Source organism: Candidatus Kapaibacterium sp., from assembly GCA_023957315.1.
In the GTDB taxonomy this organism is placed as follows: domain Bacteria; phylum Bacteroidota; class Ignavibacteria; order Kapaibacteriales; family UBA2268; genus PGYU01.
Genome location: JAMLHE010000002.1, coordinates 222,193 through 238,880, shown reverse-complemented (window position 1 = coordinate 238,880; position 16,688 = coordinate 222,193). Strand labels below are relative to the sequence as shown.

Genomic DNA, 16,688 nt, shown 5'->3' with positions numbered 1-16,688 from the left:
GTTATATTTCTGTTAAAAAGTCTGTTTCGTAACTGATTGTTCATAATGCGAAAATATCATTGAGTAACTCGCTCTGCCTTGGCTTATAGACCTTAGCTTTGTTACGTAGCCGAACATTTGCGAAAGAGGTGCTAAACCCTTTACTACCTGCAATTTTTTGTTATGTTCGATTCCATCTATTCTTCCGTGTCTTTGGCTCAAATCTGCTATGATGTCGCCAACATATTCTTCAGGCGAAGTTACTTCTACCCTAAATATAGGTTCCATCAATACCGGATTTGCCTTTCTACAAGCTTCATTAGCTGCCATCGAAGCAGCAATTTTACATCCTATTTCACTCGTTACATCAATTTTGTATTCCGAATCAATCAATTTAACGATTACATCAATCATGGGATAGCCTTGCGGTCCCACATTCAAACCTTCACGAACGCCTTGCTCGAGAGCCGATACAAAGTTTTCGGGAAGTTTACCCTTGGGTATGTGATTTTCGAAGATTATGCCTTGAGATGTTTTTGCAGGTTCGACGCTTACAACGGCATGACCGTATTGGTTTTTGCCGCCCATTTGGCGTTCGAACAATGATGATTCTGTTGCGTTTGAGCTAATACTTTCGCGGTACGAGACCTGTGGTTTGCCCACTCTTGCAAGCACTTTAAACTCACGTTGGATTCTGTCCACCATAATTTCGAGGTGCAATTCGCCAACGCCTGAGATGATAATTTGACCACTATCGTTATCGTAACGATAACGAAAAGTTGGGTCTTCATCACTGAGTTTTTCGAGCGTTTCTAAGAGTTTTTCTTGGTCAGCAAGTGTTTTAGCTTCCACCGCTTGATTAATGACGGGTTCGCTGAAGTTGATTTTTTCGTATAGAATAGGATGTTTGATATCGCAGAGCGTGTCGCCGGTGCGAGTGAATTTCAAACTTGGGACGGCTATGATGTCGCCTGCGAAGGCTTCGTCAATTTCGTCACGCTTGTTTGCATAGACTTTCATTATCCTTAATATCTTCTCCTTTTTATCGGAAGAAGTATTCTGTACTGATTGACCAACCTTAACGGAACCTGAGTAAATTCTTATAAAGGATAATTTTCCTATATACGAATCACTTAGAATCTTAAACGCTAATGCCGAAAACGGCTCATCGTCATTGGGTTGTCGTTTTAGCCTTTTTTCATGATTTCCCACATCAAAGCCTTCGGTGTATTTCACATCTAAAGGTGATGGCAGATAATCTATCACGGAATCTATCAATAATTGTACTCCAATATTTTTGAGAGATGACCCGCATAAAACAGGTACGGCTAAAAGCTCAAGAGTGCTTTTGCGGAGAGCGGATTTAATACTGCTTTCGTCAATTTCCTCGCCTGCAAAAAAGCTTTCGAGAATACTATCGTCAAAATCAGCCAAAAATTCAATCATTGAACTTCTGTATTTTTCAGCTTCGGGTAGATATTTTGCCGGTATTTCTTTTTCTAAAAAATCCAAACCTAATGATTCGACATCGAAAAAGTAGGATTTCATTTTAATTAGGTCAATCACACCTTCAAACTTATCTTCTGCACCCATCGGAATTTGTATTGCTACAGGAAAAGCACCAAGTTGGTCACGCATCATTTGCAAAACTTTTGCAAAATCAGCACCGACTCTGTCCATTTTATTGACAAATGCCAGTCTTGGGACTGCGTATTCATCTGCCTGACGCCAAACTGTTTCCGATTGTGGCTGAACACCACCTACTCCACAGAATAGAGCTATTGCTCCATCAAGAACCCTGAGCGACCTTTGCACTTCCGCGGTAAAATCAACATGTCCGGGAGTATCAATTATATTAATACAATATTCTTTCCACAAACATGTAGTTGCTGCCGACATTATCGTAATCCCACGTTCTTTTTCCTGGTCCATGTAATCCATGAACGCTGTACCGTCGTCAACTGCACCTAATTTGTGCAGATAACCGGAATAGAATAGAATTCTTTCAGTGGTTGTAGTCTTACCGGCATCAATGTGAGCCATTATACCGATATTTCTAAATTTTGATATGTCAGTCTGCCGCGGCATCGCTTCAATCAGTTACCAATTGCCAAAGAACATTAGATTCAGTTACCATTTGAAATGCGCAAAAGCCTTGTTGGCTTCAGCCATTCTGTGCGTATCTTCGCGTTTTTAACGCTGGAGCCTTCGCCTTTCGAAGCTGCTATAAATTCTGCAGCTAATTTTTGTGACATTGATTTGTCTCTTCTGGATTTTGAATAAGTCTTCAGCCATCTGATAGCTAAAGCCAATCTTCTTTCTTCACGGACATCAACAGGCACTTGATAAGTCGCACCGCCGACTCTACGCGAACGTACTTCGACCATAGGTGCTACATTTGTAAGAGCTTTTTTGAAGACTTCCAAAGGGTCTTCGCTAGTTTTCTCGCGAATAATATCAAACGCTTCGTAAATTACTTGGCGAGCGACATTCTTTTTGCCGTCCAACATAATGTTATTCACAAACCGAGTTACAATTTTATCATTGTATCTTGGGTCCGGTATTAACGCTTTCTTCTCTGCTCTTCTTTTTCTCATTTCTAAATTATCTCAATTATTTTTTTATTTCTTTTTAGCTACTGTTGGTTGACCGGGCTTAGGTTTCTTAGTCCCGTATTTCGATCTGCCTTGTTTACGTCCATCAACACCTTGAGTATCGGCAGTGCCTCTCACGATATGATAACGAACACCGGGAAGGTCTTTTACTCTACCGCCACGAACATATACAATTGAGTGTTCTTGCAAATTGTGGCCCTCTCCGGGAATATATGCCGTAACTTCAAATCCTGATGTCAATCTTACACGTGCAACTTTTCTCAAAGCAGAGTTTGGTTTCTTAGGAGTAGTTGTATATACTCTTGTACAAACGCCTCTTCTTTGCGGGCACGAATTCAATGCCGCAGACTTACTTTTGTAAGTTACTTTCTTTCTTCCTTTCCTAACTAACTGCGAAATTGTTGGCACAATAAACTCCGATTTTTATAAATTTTTCATCTCTATCGTAATAGAGCTTACAAAAATAACTATTTTTTTTTTACTACCAAAATATTTTTCAACATTTTTGAAAATATTTTTTTTTGGCATCATTTCTGATGATTTAAATTACTTAGCGGCTTCTTTTTCTTTGTAATCTTTTATGATTTCTTCCTGAATCCCCTTAGGCACAGTCACGTATTTGAGGAATTCCATTGTAAATTCACCTTTGCCTTGAGTAGCCGAACGCAAATCACTCGAATATCCAAACATTTCTTTCAAAGGTACTTCAGCTTCGACAACAACATATCCGGCTTCGACTTTTGATGAGTGAATTATTCCGCGACGTTGGTTTATTTGACCGATTATCACGCCTTGGAATTCTTCAGGTGATGATGTTTCCAATTTCATGAAAGGCTCGAGTATTACAGGTCCGCATTTAGCAATAGCTTCTTTCATAGCCTGTTTTGAAGCAATCTTGAATGCCATATCCGAAGAGTCAACCGCATGATAAGCACCGTCGTTCAAAGTAACTTTCACTCCGACAATCGGCTGATTAATCAACAGACCATCAGACATTTGTTCGTGAAATCCTTTATCACAAGCCGGAATGTACTCTTTTGGTATCGAACCGCCGACTATAGAATTGACAAATTCGTACGGTTCGGGTGAATCGAGCGTCAAAGGCTCAATTTTGCCCGCTACGCGTGCATATTGCCCGGAGCCACCTGTTTGTTTCTTATGAGTGTAATCGAAGTCTATAGGTCTCGAAATAGCCTCTCTATAAGCTACTTTTGGTTGACCGACTAATACTTCGCAATTATATTCACGTCTGATGCGTTCGATATAAATTTCGAGATGAAGTTCGCCCATTCCCTTGATAATTGTCTCGCCACTTTCTTCGTCACGAGCCACTTTGAATGTCGGGTCTTCCTTTTGGAATCTGTTCATCGCTTTCGAGAAATTCACTTGTCCGGTTTTTTCCTTTGGTTTTACCGAAAGCTCGATAACAGGGCTGGCAACAAACATCGAAGTCATCGAATAATTTACGTTGCCGTCTGTGAATGTATCGCCCGATGAGCAATCTACGCCAAACATTGCGAAGATGTCTCCTGCTGCTACTTCTTCGATATCATTCATCTCATTAGCATGCATTCTGACGAGGCGAGGAATCTTAACTCTTTTACCGTTTGCAGTATTGATAATTGTATCGCCTTTTTTAAGAGTTCCTTGATACAATCTCATATAAGTCAACTGTCCGTAACGACCGTCTTCGAGCTTGAATGCCAATGCTACAGCAGGCTTATTAGGCTCGGACAAAAGGTCAACTTTTTCTTCATTATTATCTCTATCTAAAGCATAATTTGCTATTTCGTGAGGAGCAGGAAGATAAGCACAAACAGCATCAAGCAATGTTTGGATGCCCTTGTTCATTTTTGCAGTACCTACAAAAACCGGAGTGATGTGCAAAGCAATAGTTTGCCTGCGAATAGATTCCATCAACTCTTTGACCGGCACTTCTTCTTCCATAAGGAATTTTTCGGCAATATTGTCGTCGTGGTCTGCCAAAATTTCGACCATTGTGTTGCGACGCAATTTCGCTTCTTCTACCAAATGCTCGGGAATTTCTCTCTCAATAACTGCGTCACCTTGGTCACCTTCGTAATAAAGTGCTTTCATTTTGAGCAAATCAACAACACCCTCGAAACGGTCTTCAATACCGATTGGCATCGTAATCATAACCGGATGAAGATGCAATTTATCGCGAAGTTGGTCGAATACGCGGTCGGGGTTTGCCCCGGCGCGGTCAACTTTGTTGATAAAAGCGATACGGGGTACGTTGTAACGACGCATTTGGCGGTCCACCGTGATAGATTGGGACTGAACACCGGCAACAGCACAAAGCACCAATACAGCACCATCTAAAACTCTCAAAGCACGCTCTACCTCTACGGTAAAGTCAATGTGCCCGGGAGTATCAATCAAATTAATGTTGAAATCTTTCCAGGTTGCAAAAGTAGCCGCTGATTGGATAGTAATACCCTTTTCGCGTTCCAAGTCCATCGAATCCATTGTAGGACCCGCTCCGGTCTTGCTTCTTACTTCGATTATTTGATGGATTTTGCCTGTATAAAACAAAATTCTTTCACTAAGAGTCGTCTTGCCCGAATCAATGTGTGCGGCAATACCGATGTTTCTTAATTTTGACATATCCATAACGTGATACCAATATATTTGTTAATTTTTGTAATTTCTAAACTGTATAGAATAGCAAAAATAACACTATTTTGTTAATTTACAAAATATTTTAGGTTAATATAAAATCAATTTGAATTGAGAACTATTGAAAACCTTGATTGATGCGTATATCTTGAAAACTTGTGGGAAAAAATACCAACTTATACCTAATGCAAAATTCTTCAATCATAGCTTTTTAGCTATATTTGAGAATTAAAATCATAAAGAAATCCATAAGACATTGGAAAAAATACTAAAAACACGCTTCGGACTAAAAGAATTTAGGAAAGGGCAGAAGGAAATTATCCAATCTGTGCTGAAATGCAAAGATACACTTGCCGTCATGCCCACAGGAGGCGGCAAATCGCTCTGTTACCAGCTTCCGGCTATCATAATGCCCGGCACTGCAATTGTAATTTCGCCTCTAATCGCTCTGATGAAAGACCAAGTTGACCAATTAATAATGCGAGAAATCCCTGCGGCTTTTATAAATAGTTCGCAAAATCAAGACGAAATTCAGGAAATTTTCATTCATGCTCGACAAGGCGGTTATAAAATCATTTATGTCGCTCCTGAACGCCTTGCATCACGGCAATTTATCGAATTACTCCAAGATATTAATCTCTCATTTATCGCCGTGGACGAAGCCCACTGTATATCCGAATGGGGACACGATTTCCGTCCGGCATATTTGAAAGTAAACAATATATTTACCCTCATAGAACGAGTCCCAATCATTGCTCTGACGGCAACGGCAACTCCTGATGTTCGGCAAGACATCATCAAACAACTCAAGCTCCAATCGCCCGACGTTTATATTCGCGGGTTCGACCGTAACAACTTACGCTACAACTGCATTCATTCTAAGGATAAATTAAGCAAACTTGTAAATATCTATCGTTCGATGAATTTAGGTTCGATGATAGTTTATGCAGGCTCACGCAACAGAACTATCGAATTCAGCACAGGATTGCAAAAGCTCAACGTTCCGGCAGAGTTCTATCACGGCGGTATGAAATCTGTCCAACGCGAATCAGTTCAGGAGCGCTTCATCAGCGGTCAAACGAAGGTAATCGTAGCCACAAATGCCTTTGGAATGGGAATAGACAAGGCAGACGTCCGCCACGTAGTCCATGTAGATTTGCCCCAAACAGTCGAAGCCTACTACCAAGAAGCCGGGCGTGCCGGAAGAGACGGCTTAGATGCTGAATGCACATTAATTTACCACCCCGAAGATTTGAAATTGCAAGACTTTTTCATCCAATCCACTTATCCGCCGAAACGAGAAATAAGCAAATTTGTGTCAAAAGTTGAATTATACAACGAAAAAATCTCCGACAACCGTTCGGGATTCAACATCATACCCGAAGCAGCCGACATTGCAAATTATTCGGGGATGCCACTAACAATCGTCAACGCAATAATCGGCTTTTTGACACGGCTCGAAATCATCAAACCCGGCAACAGCTTTGGAGAATCACAAATCCGCTTCACCCGTAGCCGCGAGCAAATCCGCGAATACTACGAAACCACCACCGATGAACGGCGAGAAGTACTTGATGCCATATTGCGTTCGGTGGGCTCGGAAGCTTTCACCACATTTTGTGAACTAAGCATAGCCCAACTAACAAATCGGCATTACATTAACCCTGCAATACTCGGGAAAGCGATTTCGGCATTCCAATTTGCAGGAATAATTGATTTCAGGGGGACACATGCCGAAACACGCTACTATTTAGACAAAACTCTGCTGAAAAACGACAATTTCGACGTGGAAGTAAAGCATCTCGAAAGACGCCGCATACACGCTTCCGAAAAGCTAAAAGCAATGCAACTATACGCCGAAACGCTCCGCTGCAAACGCCACTATATACTCTCCTACTTTGCCGACCAAGACGTCGCCGAAAAATGTGGCAACTGCTCCTCGTGTGGGTGAGGGAAATATAACATTTTCATACTATATTCGTATTTGGAAATACAAATAATCACATATGCTTTTATTTACACAAATACATATAACACTGATTTTCTTGTCGTATGCACTCAATTTTGCACACGATTTGATTCCGCATGACCATTTGCATGAGTCGGGTGCTATATGTGTAAATCAAAACCATAATATTGATGAAACTGACCATCATTGCCATTTTCATTTTGGGCTTTTCGACCACGAACATATCAGCCAAACCCATAATACACAGTTCAGAGCTTTGTCTAATGTGAATATCATTAATGAATACACATTTGATATAAATTTGCCGATAGTTTATAAAAATTTTGAAATTGACTATAAAATAAAGCTCCTTGCATACTTAGCTTTGATTTATGCCTTATCCGACAATGACAGAATTTCAAACATATCTGACCGTGCTCCTCCAATAGCCTGATTATAACCTTTACTCAAAATCGCCTTTTTTAAATTTTGAATTATTAACTTTAATCAGGAAATTCCTATGTATAATAAATTAGTTATTTTGCTTTTGGCAGTTTTTATAGTTTCATGCAACAAGCATGACCACGACCATGAAAATGGACACGACCATGGCGATGAACACGGGCACGAACATGCCGATGTAGCACACAAATTTTCGCTTTTTGGCAATCATTTCGAATTATATGCCGAAGTTGGCAATCCCATCGCCGGTGATGAAACAGAATTTATCCTTCATTTCAACACATTACCTTCTTGCGAAGCAGTAACGGATGTCCCTTTATTGTTCAATATCAGCGGAATCGAAAGCCATAGAGTATCTTTCGCCAAAGTCGATAGAAAGGGCATTTATACTCTCTCTGTAAAATTTGCAAATCCGGGTATGATTTCGCTCGAATTCATAATCGGAACAGATGACACTCGCGACACTCTCAGAATGGATGATGTTCAAATATTCTCTGACCCACATGAAGCCGAGCACGCTCTCGAGGTGGCTGACGAGGGTTATATAGGTTTTACTAAAGAAGACGCCTGGAGCCTTGGAGTAGTGACGGATGTAGTTGCTTTCACTGAGTTCAGAAATTCCAAAAAAGCAATCGGTAAATTTGCAACAAAAACTGAAAAAGAAACAGTCATTACCGCAAGAGTGGGTGGGATTGTCAGGCTTTTAGGCGAATCCATTACTTCCGGCAAACAGATTTCTGCAAATCAGGGATTGTTCATGATTGCACCATCGGGACTGGAAGATGACAACACTGATGTGCGGTACTATCAAGCAAAGTCGCAATTCGACAAATCCAAAGAGGAATTCGATAGAGCCAAAAAGTTGCTCGCGGATAAAATCGTTTCCGACAAAGAATACGCAAGAATCAAATCCGAATTTGAAATAGCCGAAGCAAAGTTTCAGAGCTATTCAAATTATACTCCAAAATCCGGCACTTTGGTCAGTTCTCCTACTTCGGGGATGATTAAAGAACTTTACGTTTCAAACGGAAATCATGTAAGTGCGGGTCAGAATTTGGCAAAAATTATTAACGTTGACAGAATGATTATCGAAGTCGAGATTTTGCAAAAAGATTATCTGAAATTGCAACCAATCACAGACGCTTTGATTGAATTTGGCGAGTACAAAGTCCCACTTTCAGAATTAAATGGCAAACTGCTTTCAGTCAGTCCGTCAAAAACGGGCAATTTGAACTTTATTACGGTATATTTTGAAGTCAATAATAAGTTTAATTATTTGCCCGGAATGCCTGTAGAAGTGTATTTGTACGGCGGCAAAGCAGATAAATCCCTGACAGTACCACATGCAGCAGTTTGGGAAGATTTGGGATATTTCTATATATTTGTCCAAAAATCGGGCGAATTATATGAAAGACGCGAAGTTCAGGTCGGTGGATACGATGGCAAAAGCTACTTGATAACATCCGGATTGGGTGAAATGGAGCGTATTGTCGTGAATGGCACTTACAGATTAGTTTTAGCTTCCAAAACATCAGAAATGCCTGCTCACGGGCATACACACTAAGGGAGCAACAATAATGGTAAACCAAATTCTCAAATTTTCGCTCGAAAACCGAATTTTCGTGCTTGTTCTGGGCTTCATTATTATTTCTGTCGGGGCATTCATCAGCCGTGACATGGAAATTGATATATTCCCTGATTTGAATGCACCGACTGTTGTCATCATGACTGATGCACACGGAATGGCGCCGGAAGAAGTAGAACGCAGCGTAACATTTCTTATCGAATCGGCAATGAATGGCGCCCCCGAAGTCAGACGCGTTCGCTCAAACTCAACTCTGGGCTTTTCGATTGTTTGGATTGAATTTGATTGGGGCACAGATATTTTTCGTGCGCGGCAAACCGTCAACGAAAGGCTGTCAACTCTATTGAACTCACTTCCGCCGGGAGTTAGTACTCCGGTTCTTGCACCGCAAACATCCCTTCTGGGCGAAATTATGATTTTCGCTATGACCTCAGACAGCTTATCGGCAATGGATTTGAAGACATATGCCGATTGGCAAGTACGTCCAAGATTGTTGTCGCTTGGTGGCGTTGCGTATGTAACTGTTATGGGTGGTGATTCGAAGCATTATTTGATTGCAGCAGACCCCGAAAAAATGAGATTCTACGATGTGAGTATGAACGAATTGCAAAATGCTTGCAAAGAGATGAATATTAACTCAGCAGGCAGTTTTTTCAGCCAATACGGCAATGAATATGTAATTCGTGGAATAGGCAGAACCAATGATATTAATGAATTGGGAAATATTCTCATAAAAAGCGTTAATGGATTGCCTGTCAAAATTTCTGATGTTGCAGAAGTCAAAATAGATGCCCTCCAAAAAATTAACGATGCTTCGTATAACACAAAAGAGGCTGTAGTATTTACTTTGACAAAGCAACCCAAGGGAAATACTATTGAATTAACCGAAAAAGTGATTCAGACACTCGATGAAATCAAAGCAGTATTGCCGGGAAATGTTCAATTCCATACCGAAGTTTTCAATCAGGCTGATTTTATAAATATTTCAATATCCAATGTTACCAGAGCACTTATCGAAGGCGGGATTTTTGTAGTAGTAATATTATTCATTTTCCTCTTGTCAATGAGAACCACTTTTATTTCTTTGCTCGCAATTCCATTGTCGCTGTTTACTTCGGTTATTGTTTTGCAATTACTCGGACTGACTATAAATACTATGAGTTTGGGAGGGATGGCAATAGCAATCGGCTCACTTGTGGACGATGCAATTATTGATGTCGAAAACGTATTCAAACGCTTGAAGGAGAATGCTGTTAAGCCCGAGCACGAAAAGCAAAAATCACTAAAAGTTGTTTATGAAGCATCGAAGGAAATTCGAGCATCTATTATTAACGCAACTATGATTATCATTGTTACTTTCATTCCGCTGTTCTTTCTAACGGGAATGGAAGGGAGAATGCTCCAGCCACTTGGCATATCTTTCATCGTAGCACTCTTCGCATCATTAGTTGTTTCGATAACGATTACTCCTGTATTGTGTAGCTATTTATTAACAAATCCGAAGACGCTCGCTTCAAATATAAATGGAAGTGCTTTAGTGCGTTTTCTTACAGGAATTTACGAGAAAATTGTACGATTCATCTTACCAAAATATAAAGTGATTATTGCTGTATCGGCACTTTTGTTCCTAATTACTCTTATTAGCAATTTTTATCTTGGCAGGAATTTCTTGCCTCCGTTTAATGAAGGCTCATTGACAATAAATTTGGCTACTTTGCCCGGGACATCGCTCGAACAATCCACCGACATCGCCCGACAAGCTGAAGAGGTACTCATGACCATTCCTGAAGTTGTTTCTGTCACCCGAAAAACGGGACGTGCAGAGCTATCGGAACATTCATTCGGCTCAAGCATTTCCGAAATCGAAGTGCCTTTTTTGGTTGATGAGCGTACTCGGAATGAATTTCTTTTCGATGTCAGAAACAAACTATCGTCAATAAATGGAGTAATTTATCATATAGGTCAACCGATTAGCCACAAAATTGACCATATAATATCGGGTTCGAAGACTTCGATTGCGATTAAACTCTATGGTACAGATTTAGACAGAATCTATCGTTTGGCAAATGTCATTCGTAGTCGGATTGTAAACGTTGACGGAATCGTGGATTTGAGCGTTGAACAATTAGTGAACGTTCCACAACTGCTAATTAAAGCCGATAGAGATAAATTACAAGCATACGGTATCACAATGAGCAATTTCCATAGACTTGTGGATGATTTCATAGCCGGAAGTAAAGTGGGGCAAGTTATCGAAGGCGACAGAACATTTGATATTGTGCTCAGAATTGACGAATCTAATCGTAATAATATCGAAGCAATAAAATCAATTTATATTGACACTGATTCGGGAACAAAAGTCTTGCTTTCAGATGTAGCTGAAGTTATTACCTCCAAAAGCGTCAATAGCATAAACCGCGAAAATGTAAAACGGCGAATTGTAATTTCTGCAAATGCTTTCGAGCGGGATTTGAAAAGCTTGATAGAAGAAATCAGAAGTGAAATTGACAAAATCCCATTGCCGGAAAATTACTATATCGAATATGGTGGTCAGTTTGAAGTCGAAGAGCAAGCCTCGCGTGTTTTGTTTTTCGCATCCATACTTGCAATTATAATAGTATTTTTCATACTTTATCAAGAATTTCGCAGCTTCATTTTAGCGGCGATTATTCTTATCAATCTCCCCTTATCATTAATCGGCGGGATTGCCACAGTTTGGATTACATCCGGCACGATTTCTATACCGTCAATTATTGGATTTATTACACTATTTGGTATCGCAACTCGAAACGGGATTTTGCTTGTTTCAAGATATAAAACCCTTCTCAACGAGGGTCATGAGATTAGAGAATCAATAATAATGGGCTCGAAAGATAGACTTAGTCCGATTTTGATGACTGCACTATCGGCGGCATTAGCACTAATTCCATTGGTTATTGCGGGAGACAAACCCGGCAACGAGATTCAAAGCCCGATGGCGGAAGTCATTCTCGGTGGACTTTTGAGTTCAACTTTTCTTAACCTAATTGTTATTCCTGCCGCATTTTATGCCGTTTTCAAGAAATTTGGATATAAAAAAATATTTGGAGCACGATAATGAAAAATATATTTATTATAATCGCAATGTTTGTAGTTGCAAATTCTGCCTTGGCACAGCGCATTGATGATGTCGTAAGCGAAATTTTGTCGAATAATAAGCAAATCAAAGCTCATACGGAATATGTAAACACGCTTAATTTCGAATATAGAATCAACAATTTGCCACCAAATCCGAGTATTTCATATACTTATATGATGAATAGCGCCGATACTGATTTGAACCGCACCGAGCTAATTGTTGGGCAAAAATTCGATTTCCCGACAACATATTTCATCAAAAGCGACATTGCTCGAAAAAGGGGAGAGCTGGGGAGATTTGAAATAGACACTTATCGCAAATCAATTATACTAATAGCTAAAGATGCTCTGATTGACTACGTGTTTTTGGATAAAATGCAATCGCGGCTTAGTGAACGCATGCAAATAGCTCAAAATTTGGTAGATATCGCCCAAAAAAGGCATGAATCCGGTGACATCGGAATTACCGATTACAACAAAGCACGCACGGAATTGCTCAAACTCCGCAATGCACAAAGCATCAACGATTCGGAAATAGAATTTGTACAAAATCGGATTATTGAGCTGAATGGCGGAAATCCAATAGATTTGTCGGGATTACGCTTGAATGATGAGCAATCACTGCCAACATTTGATGAATTATACGAGCAAATCTACAGCCAGAGCAGTGAGTTGCAATCATTGCAGCGAGAAAATGATTTGACGGAATCGAAGGTGAAGCTTGCAAATCACCAATGGCTGCCCGGCTTCGAACTCGGCTATCGGCAGGACAACGAGCAAGGGACACGATATTCGGGTATCCATTTTGGGCTGTCAATCCCCATTTTCGAAAACGTGAACAAAGTTTCCAAGGCAAAAAGTGAGTTGCAATTGGTCAGCCTCAAAATCAATTCCTATCAAAACGAGCTGAAATTGAACAAAAAGAGACTGTTTGACAAAGTGATTGCGACTCGAAATGCCATCAACGAATACACGGAAATCCTCAGCACATCGAATAATGCGACCTTGCTGGGGAAATCTTTGGAAAGCGGCAATATTTCGATGCTCGAATACTACTTCGAATTAGGCTATTATTACGAAATCGAAGACTCGTTAATCAGGCTGCAAAGCGTCTATGAAAAAGCTTTAGCAGAACTGACATTGGAGCTTTTTGAGTAAGGTCTGAACTATGATTTGTATGATTTTGGTGATTAAGATGATGAAGAATTAGACTTCGGAAGTCTTCATAATTAACTTCAAATAGCTTATTATATTCATATCCTGTAAAAAATTAGACTTCCGAAGTCTTGATCTGTCATACCTTCTGTCCCGTCTTTGTTATAATTGACGGAAAAAATAAAATTGTAATTTTCAGATATTCCCCTGTAACTTTTTACGATTTGAAGTGTCATTACATTTAGGGAGAGTATATTCTTTGAAAAGGATTTTTATATTTGGTAAATTGTAAGAGGCGGAAGCCTATAATATATTTTTTACATTTATAAAGGGATACCCATGAAACAAGCGGGTCAAAAGAGTGGAGTACAAGAGTACAAGAGTACAAGAGTACAAGAGTACAAGAGACGTTACATTGCAGTTAATATTGCAATGGTTTTAGCAATGTTTATCGCGAACTATTCATTTACAGAGGCACAATCTTGTCCCAATGTTTTCCCACCTGCCGGATTTGTAGGGATTCAAACGAATGGACCTTCTAAACCATTGCATATTGAGTCTAAAAATTTAGCATTCCCTACACCACCTTATTGTGATGAAGCAACAATAAGATTATCCGTCTATATCAGCGAGCAACTAACTTATGGTGGGCAAATCAGCTTGCTAAACGATGTGAATCAATTCTATTATACCAAAGTCCCAAATAGCATCAGGGATATGGTCTTTCAAGCAGATGAATTATCAAAAGGTATTGTACTAACAACTCGAAACTCGGAAGGAAAGATTCGATTTGCCACAACTTCCGCACCTTTTGTTGATGATTCTGTCAGAATGACAGTCGCTCCAGATGGAAATGTTGGGATACGGACTGAGAATCCGGGACACCCTCTTGATGTTAGGGGAACAATATCAACCGGTAAAGATGGAAATGATGGAACAGTTACTTTTTATCCAAATAATAATGGCTCACAGTTTCATATTGATAATCGTAATAATGGAGGGCTTTTTTGCATTTCTCATGGTCCTTTGCCAGGGTGGACATTACCTCCAGCTACTAATCAACCACCCCGTGGTATTACGGATATTATTTCCGTATCTGCTTGGGGCAAATCTGTGGGGATTGGCTGCCATCCATGGTCACAAGAAACTTATAATTTTCCGATAATTAATATAGAAAATGCAAGATTAGGTCCTGCAAAGCTCGGAGCATTATTATCTGTCTCGGATGAGTTTTATCCATGGCACAATGGTACAAGATGGGATACCGCTGATGGACATGGAATAATTTTACGTCTTGAACGAAGAAATAATGGAATTTATAATGATGATGTTGGTTATAAACTGATTTCTGCGGGACATAACGACACAGAAACCTTTATAGTTCGTGCTAATGGTAATGTATGGATTAGTGGAGTTGAAAATCCTGAAGCGAGATTAACTGTGGACGGCACCATTTGTGCTAAGGAAGTTAGAGTATCGCTTTCGGGTGCACCATGTTGGCCCGACTATGTATTCGAAGATGACTACAAGTTGAAATCTCTCAGTGAACTTGAAGATTTCATAAAAACAAACAAGCATTTGCCCGGAATTCCCAATGCCGAAGAAGTAGCTAACAATGGCGTTGAACTTGGCGATATGCAAGCCCGCTTATTGAAAAAAATTGAAGAACTTACACTATACATCATTGAACTCAAAAATGAAAACGAAGAAATAAAAAAGATTATACAAAAACAATAGGAGTTTAAAATGAAAAAGTCAATGATTGTGTTGTTTTTAATTATCTGTATGACTAATATTTTAAAAACAATAGAAAATGATAATTCCAATTGGCGAGACTTTGTTTTTGACAAACAAGCCTGGGGGTTAGGTCCGGCTAATAGAATTGTTATTAGTGGAGAAAGTTTTTTTGTTAGTGGATATTTTTCTGAACGGTTTTATGATACACTTTCTTTTAATGGTATCGCGGAGCTAAGGGATTCAATTTGGTTACCACTTGGTGCAGGCATCACAGCAGGCGTAAGAGGTGAATATTTTGCAGTTATAAATGATTTGCTTATCAAAGATAGCATACTATATGTTGTTGGGATTTTTGATTCCGTAGGTACAATCGAAGCAAAGAATATAGCTAAATGGAATATTAACTCAAGAGATTGGCAGGCATTACCCATTAAAGTGAATGGACCAATAGTATCAATAGTCGAGTGTAATAATAGTCTTTATATTGGAGGTAACTTTGATACCTTATTTACAGCTAACGATACTATACTTGCGAATAATATCGCATATTGGGATGGTTCAAACTGGTTTAATTTAAATAGTGGTCTCAATAAAGTAGTAAATGGGATATATGCTTACGAAAACGAGGTATTTGTTGTTGGTGAGTTTGATACGGTTGATAATTCATTTGCTCAGGGGATTGGAATTTGGAATGACAGTACGGAAAGCTGGAGTACATTTGGGCAGTATGGTCCTGATGGCGAAATCATAAATGTTATAAAAACTGATGATGGTTTGTATTTCAGTGGATATTTTGATTCAGTTTATACATCAAGTGGCTCTATTAATGCAAAAAATATAGTTAAATGGAACGGTACAGTCTGGTCAGCATTAGACGATGGTATAGATGGGCATATTCATCGTTTGAAAAGTAATGGCACTAATCTCATCGTAGCCGGTAGTTTTGCTATGGTAGAAAACGACACCAATTATTGCCAAAATATTGTCAAATGGGACGGAACTGACTGGGAATTTTTTGGTACAGGTACTAACGAAGCAGTCATTGATGTAGCTTTTAAAGGTGATTCAATGTTAGTAGGTGGTGTGTTTTATTTTACAGGGGATACCCTCGCTACAAATATTGGATTATGGTACATAGCACCTCCATTGCAAATGGTCAAGCAACAGCCATCATCGCTAAACGAACATTTAAAAATGATTCGAGTATATCCTAATCCGGCTAAGGAAATTGTAATAATTGATTATTATGTTGAGGAATTAACAAAGGTTCAAATAAAAATCTTTGATATTTCAGGGAATGAAACACTTAATATAAACGAAGGATATCGCAATAAAGGTTGGCATAGATTGTTTTGGAATTCTAACCAACATGCAGTAGGAGTTTACAATATTCATATTGTCACCGATAATGATATTATTACGGATAAATTTATTTTGAGCAGATAATATT

General features: G+C 39.4%; 10 protein-coding genes and 1 pseudogene. 7 read left to right on the top strand and 4 right to left on the bottom strand.

Annotated elements, in window-relative coordinates:
- Positions 1 to 12: 12 nt before the first annotated feature.
- From fusA (M9949_02810) to fusA (M9949_02795), 4 genes and pseudogenes are all read right to left on the bottom strand, one after another.
- Positions 13 to 2,067, bottom strand: coding sequence for an elongation factor G (gene fusA, locus M9949_02810; protein ID MCO5250335.1), 2,055 nt, complete (start codon positions 2,065 to 2,067; stop codon positions 13 to 15).
- 42 nt (positions 2,068 to 2,109) lie between these two features.
- Positions 2,110 to 2,576, bottom strand: a pseudogene (gene rpsG, locus M9949_02805) (30S ribosomal protein S7).
- Positions 2,577 to 2,600: 24 nt separating this feature from the next.
- Entirely contained in the window at positions 2,601 to 3,002 is a 402-nt protein-coding gene (gene rpsL / locus M9949_02800) for a 30S ribosomal protein S12 (protein ID MCO5250334.1), read from the bottom strand.
- A gap of 138 nt (positions 3,003 to 3,140) precedes the next feature.
- The gene (fusA, locus tag M9949_02795; protein ID MCO5250333.1) at positions 3,141 to 5,228 is read right to left on the bottom strand and encodes an elongation factor G; all 2,088 of its coding nucleotides are present in this window, start codon (positions 5,226 to 5,228) and stop codon (positions 3,141 to 3,143) included.
- A gap of 262 nt (positions 5,229 to 5,490) precedes the next feature.
- Here fusA (M9949_02795) and M9949_02790 point away from each other — a divergent pair, with 262 nt between their 5' ends.
- The 7 genes from M9949_02790 to M9949_02760 all read left to right on the top strand — a co-directional run bounded on the left by M9949_02790 (position 5,491) and on the right by M9949_02760 (position 16,684).
- Positions 5,491 to 7,185: a RecQ family ATP-dependent DNA helicase gene (locus M9949_02790; GenBank protein MCO5250332.1), complete on the top strand. Its 1,695-nt coding sequence runs from the start codon at positions 5,491 to 5,493 to the stop codon at positions 7,183 to 7,185.
- A 94-nt stretch (positions 7,186 to 7,279) separates the two neighbouring features.
- Positions 7,280 to 7,636 (top strand): hypothetical protein, encoded by a 357-nt coding sequence (locus tag M9949_02785; GenBank protein MCO5250331.1) that lies wholly within the window; start codon positions 7,280 to 7,282, stop codon positions 7,634 to 7,636.
- Positions 7,637 to 7,702: 66 nt separating this feature from the next.
- Positions 7,703 to 9,208, top strand: coding sequence for an efflux RND transporter periplasmic adaptor subunit (locus tag M9949_02780; GenBank protein MCO5250330.1), 1,506 nt, complete (start codon positions 7,703 to 7,705; stop codon positions 9,206 to 9,208).
- 13 nt (positions 9,209 to 9,221) lie between these two features.
- Entirely contained in the window at positions 9,222 to 12,326 is a 3,105-nt protein-coding gene (locus tag M9949_02775; GenBank protein MCO5250329.1) for an efflux RND transporter permease subunit, read from the top strand.
- Entirely contained in the window at positions 12,326 to 13,504 is a 1,179-nt protein-coding gene (locus tag M9949_02770; protein ID MCO5250328.1) for a TolC family protein, read from the top strand. Before M9949_02775 ends, M9949_02770 begins: the two co-directional genes overlap by 1 nt.
- Before the next feature lie 336 nt (positions 13,505 to 13,840).
- The gene (locus M9949_02765) at positions 13,841 to 15,238 is read left to right on the top strand and encodes a hypothetical protein (protein ID MCO5250327.1); all 1,398 of its coding nucleotides are present in this window, start codon (positions 13,841 to 13,843) and stop codon (positions 15,236 to 15,238) included.
- A gap of 9 nt (positions 15,239 to 15,247) precedes the next feature.
- Positions 15,248 to 16,684: a T9SS type A sorting domain-containing protein gene (locus M9949_02760; protein ID MCO5250326.1), complete on the top strand. Its 1,437-nt coding sequence runs from the start codon at positions 15,248 to 15,250 to the stop codon at positions 16,682 to 16,684.
- Positions 16,685 to 16,688 lie beyond the last annotated feature (4 nt).

Bases quoted from the DNA above. Each gene is read 5' to 3' on its own strand.
- fusA (MCO5250335.1), bottom strand. From the start codon at position 2,067: ATGCCGCGGCAGACTGACATATCAAAATTTAGAAATATCGGTATAATG.
- fusA (MCO5250333.1), bottom strand. From the start codon at position 5,228: ATGGATATGTCAAAATTAAGAAACATCGGTATTGCCGCACACATTGAT.
- M9949_02780 (MCO5250330.1), top strand. From the start codon at position 7,703: ATGTATAATAAATTAGTTATTTTGCTTTTGGCAGTTTTTATAGTTTCA.
- M9949_02775 (MCO5250329.1), top strand. From the start codon at position 9,222: ATGGTAAACCAAATTCTCAAATTTTCGCTCGAAAACCGAATTTTCGTG.
- M9949_02770 (MCO5250328.1), top strand. From the start codon at position 12,326: ATGAAAAATATATTTATTATAATCGCAATGTTTGTAGTTGCAAATTCT.
- M9949_02765 (MCO5250327.1), top strand. From the start codon at position 13,841: ATGAAACAAGCGGGTCAAAAGAGTGGAGTACAAGAGTACAAGAGTACA.
- M9949_02760 (MCO5250326.1), top strand. From the start codon at position 15,248: ATGAAAAAGTCAATGATTGTGTTGTTTTTAATTATCTGTATGACTAAT.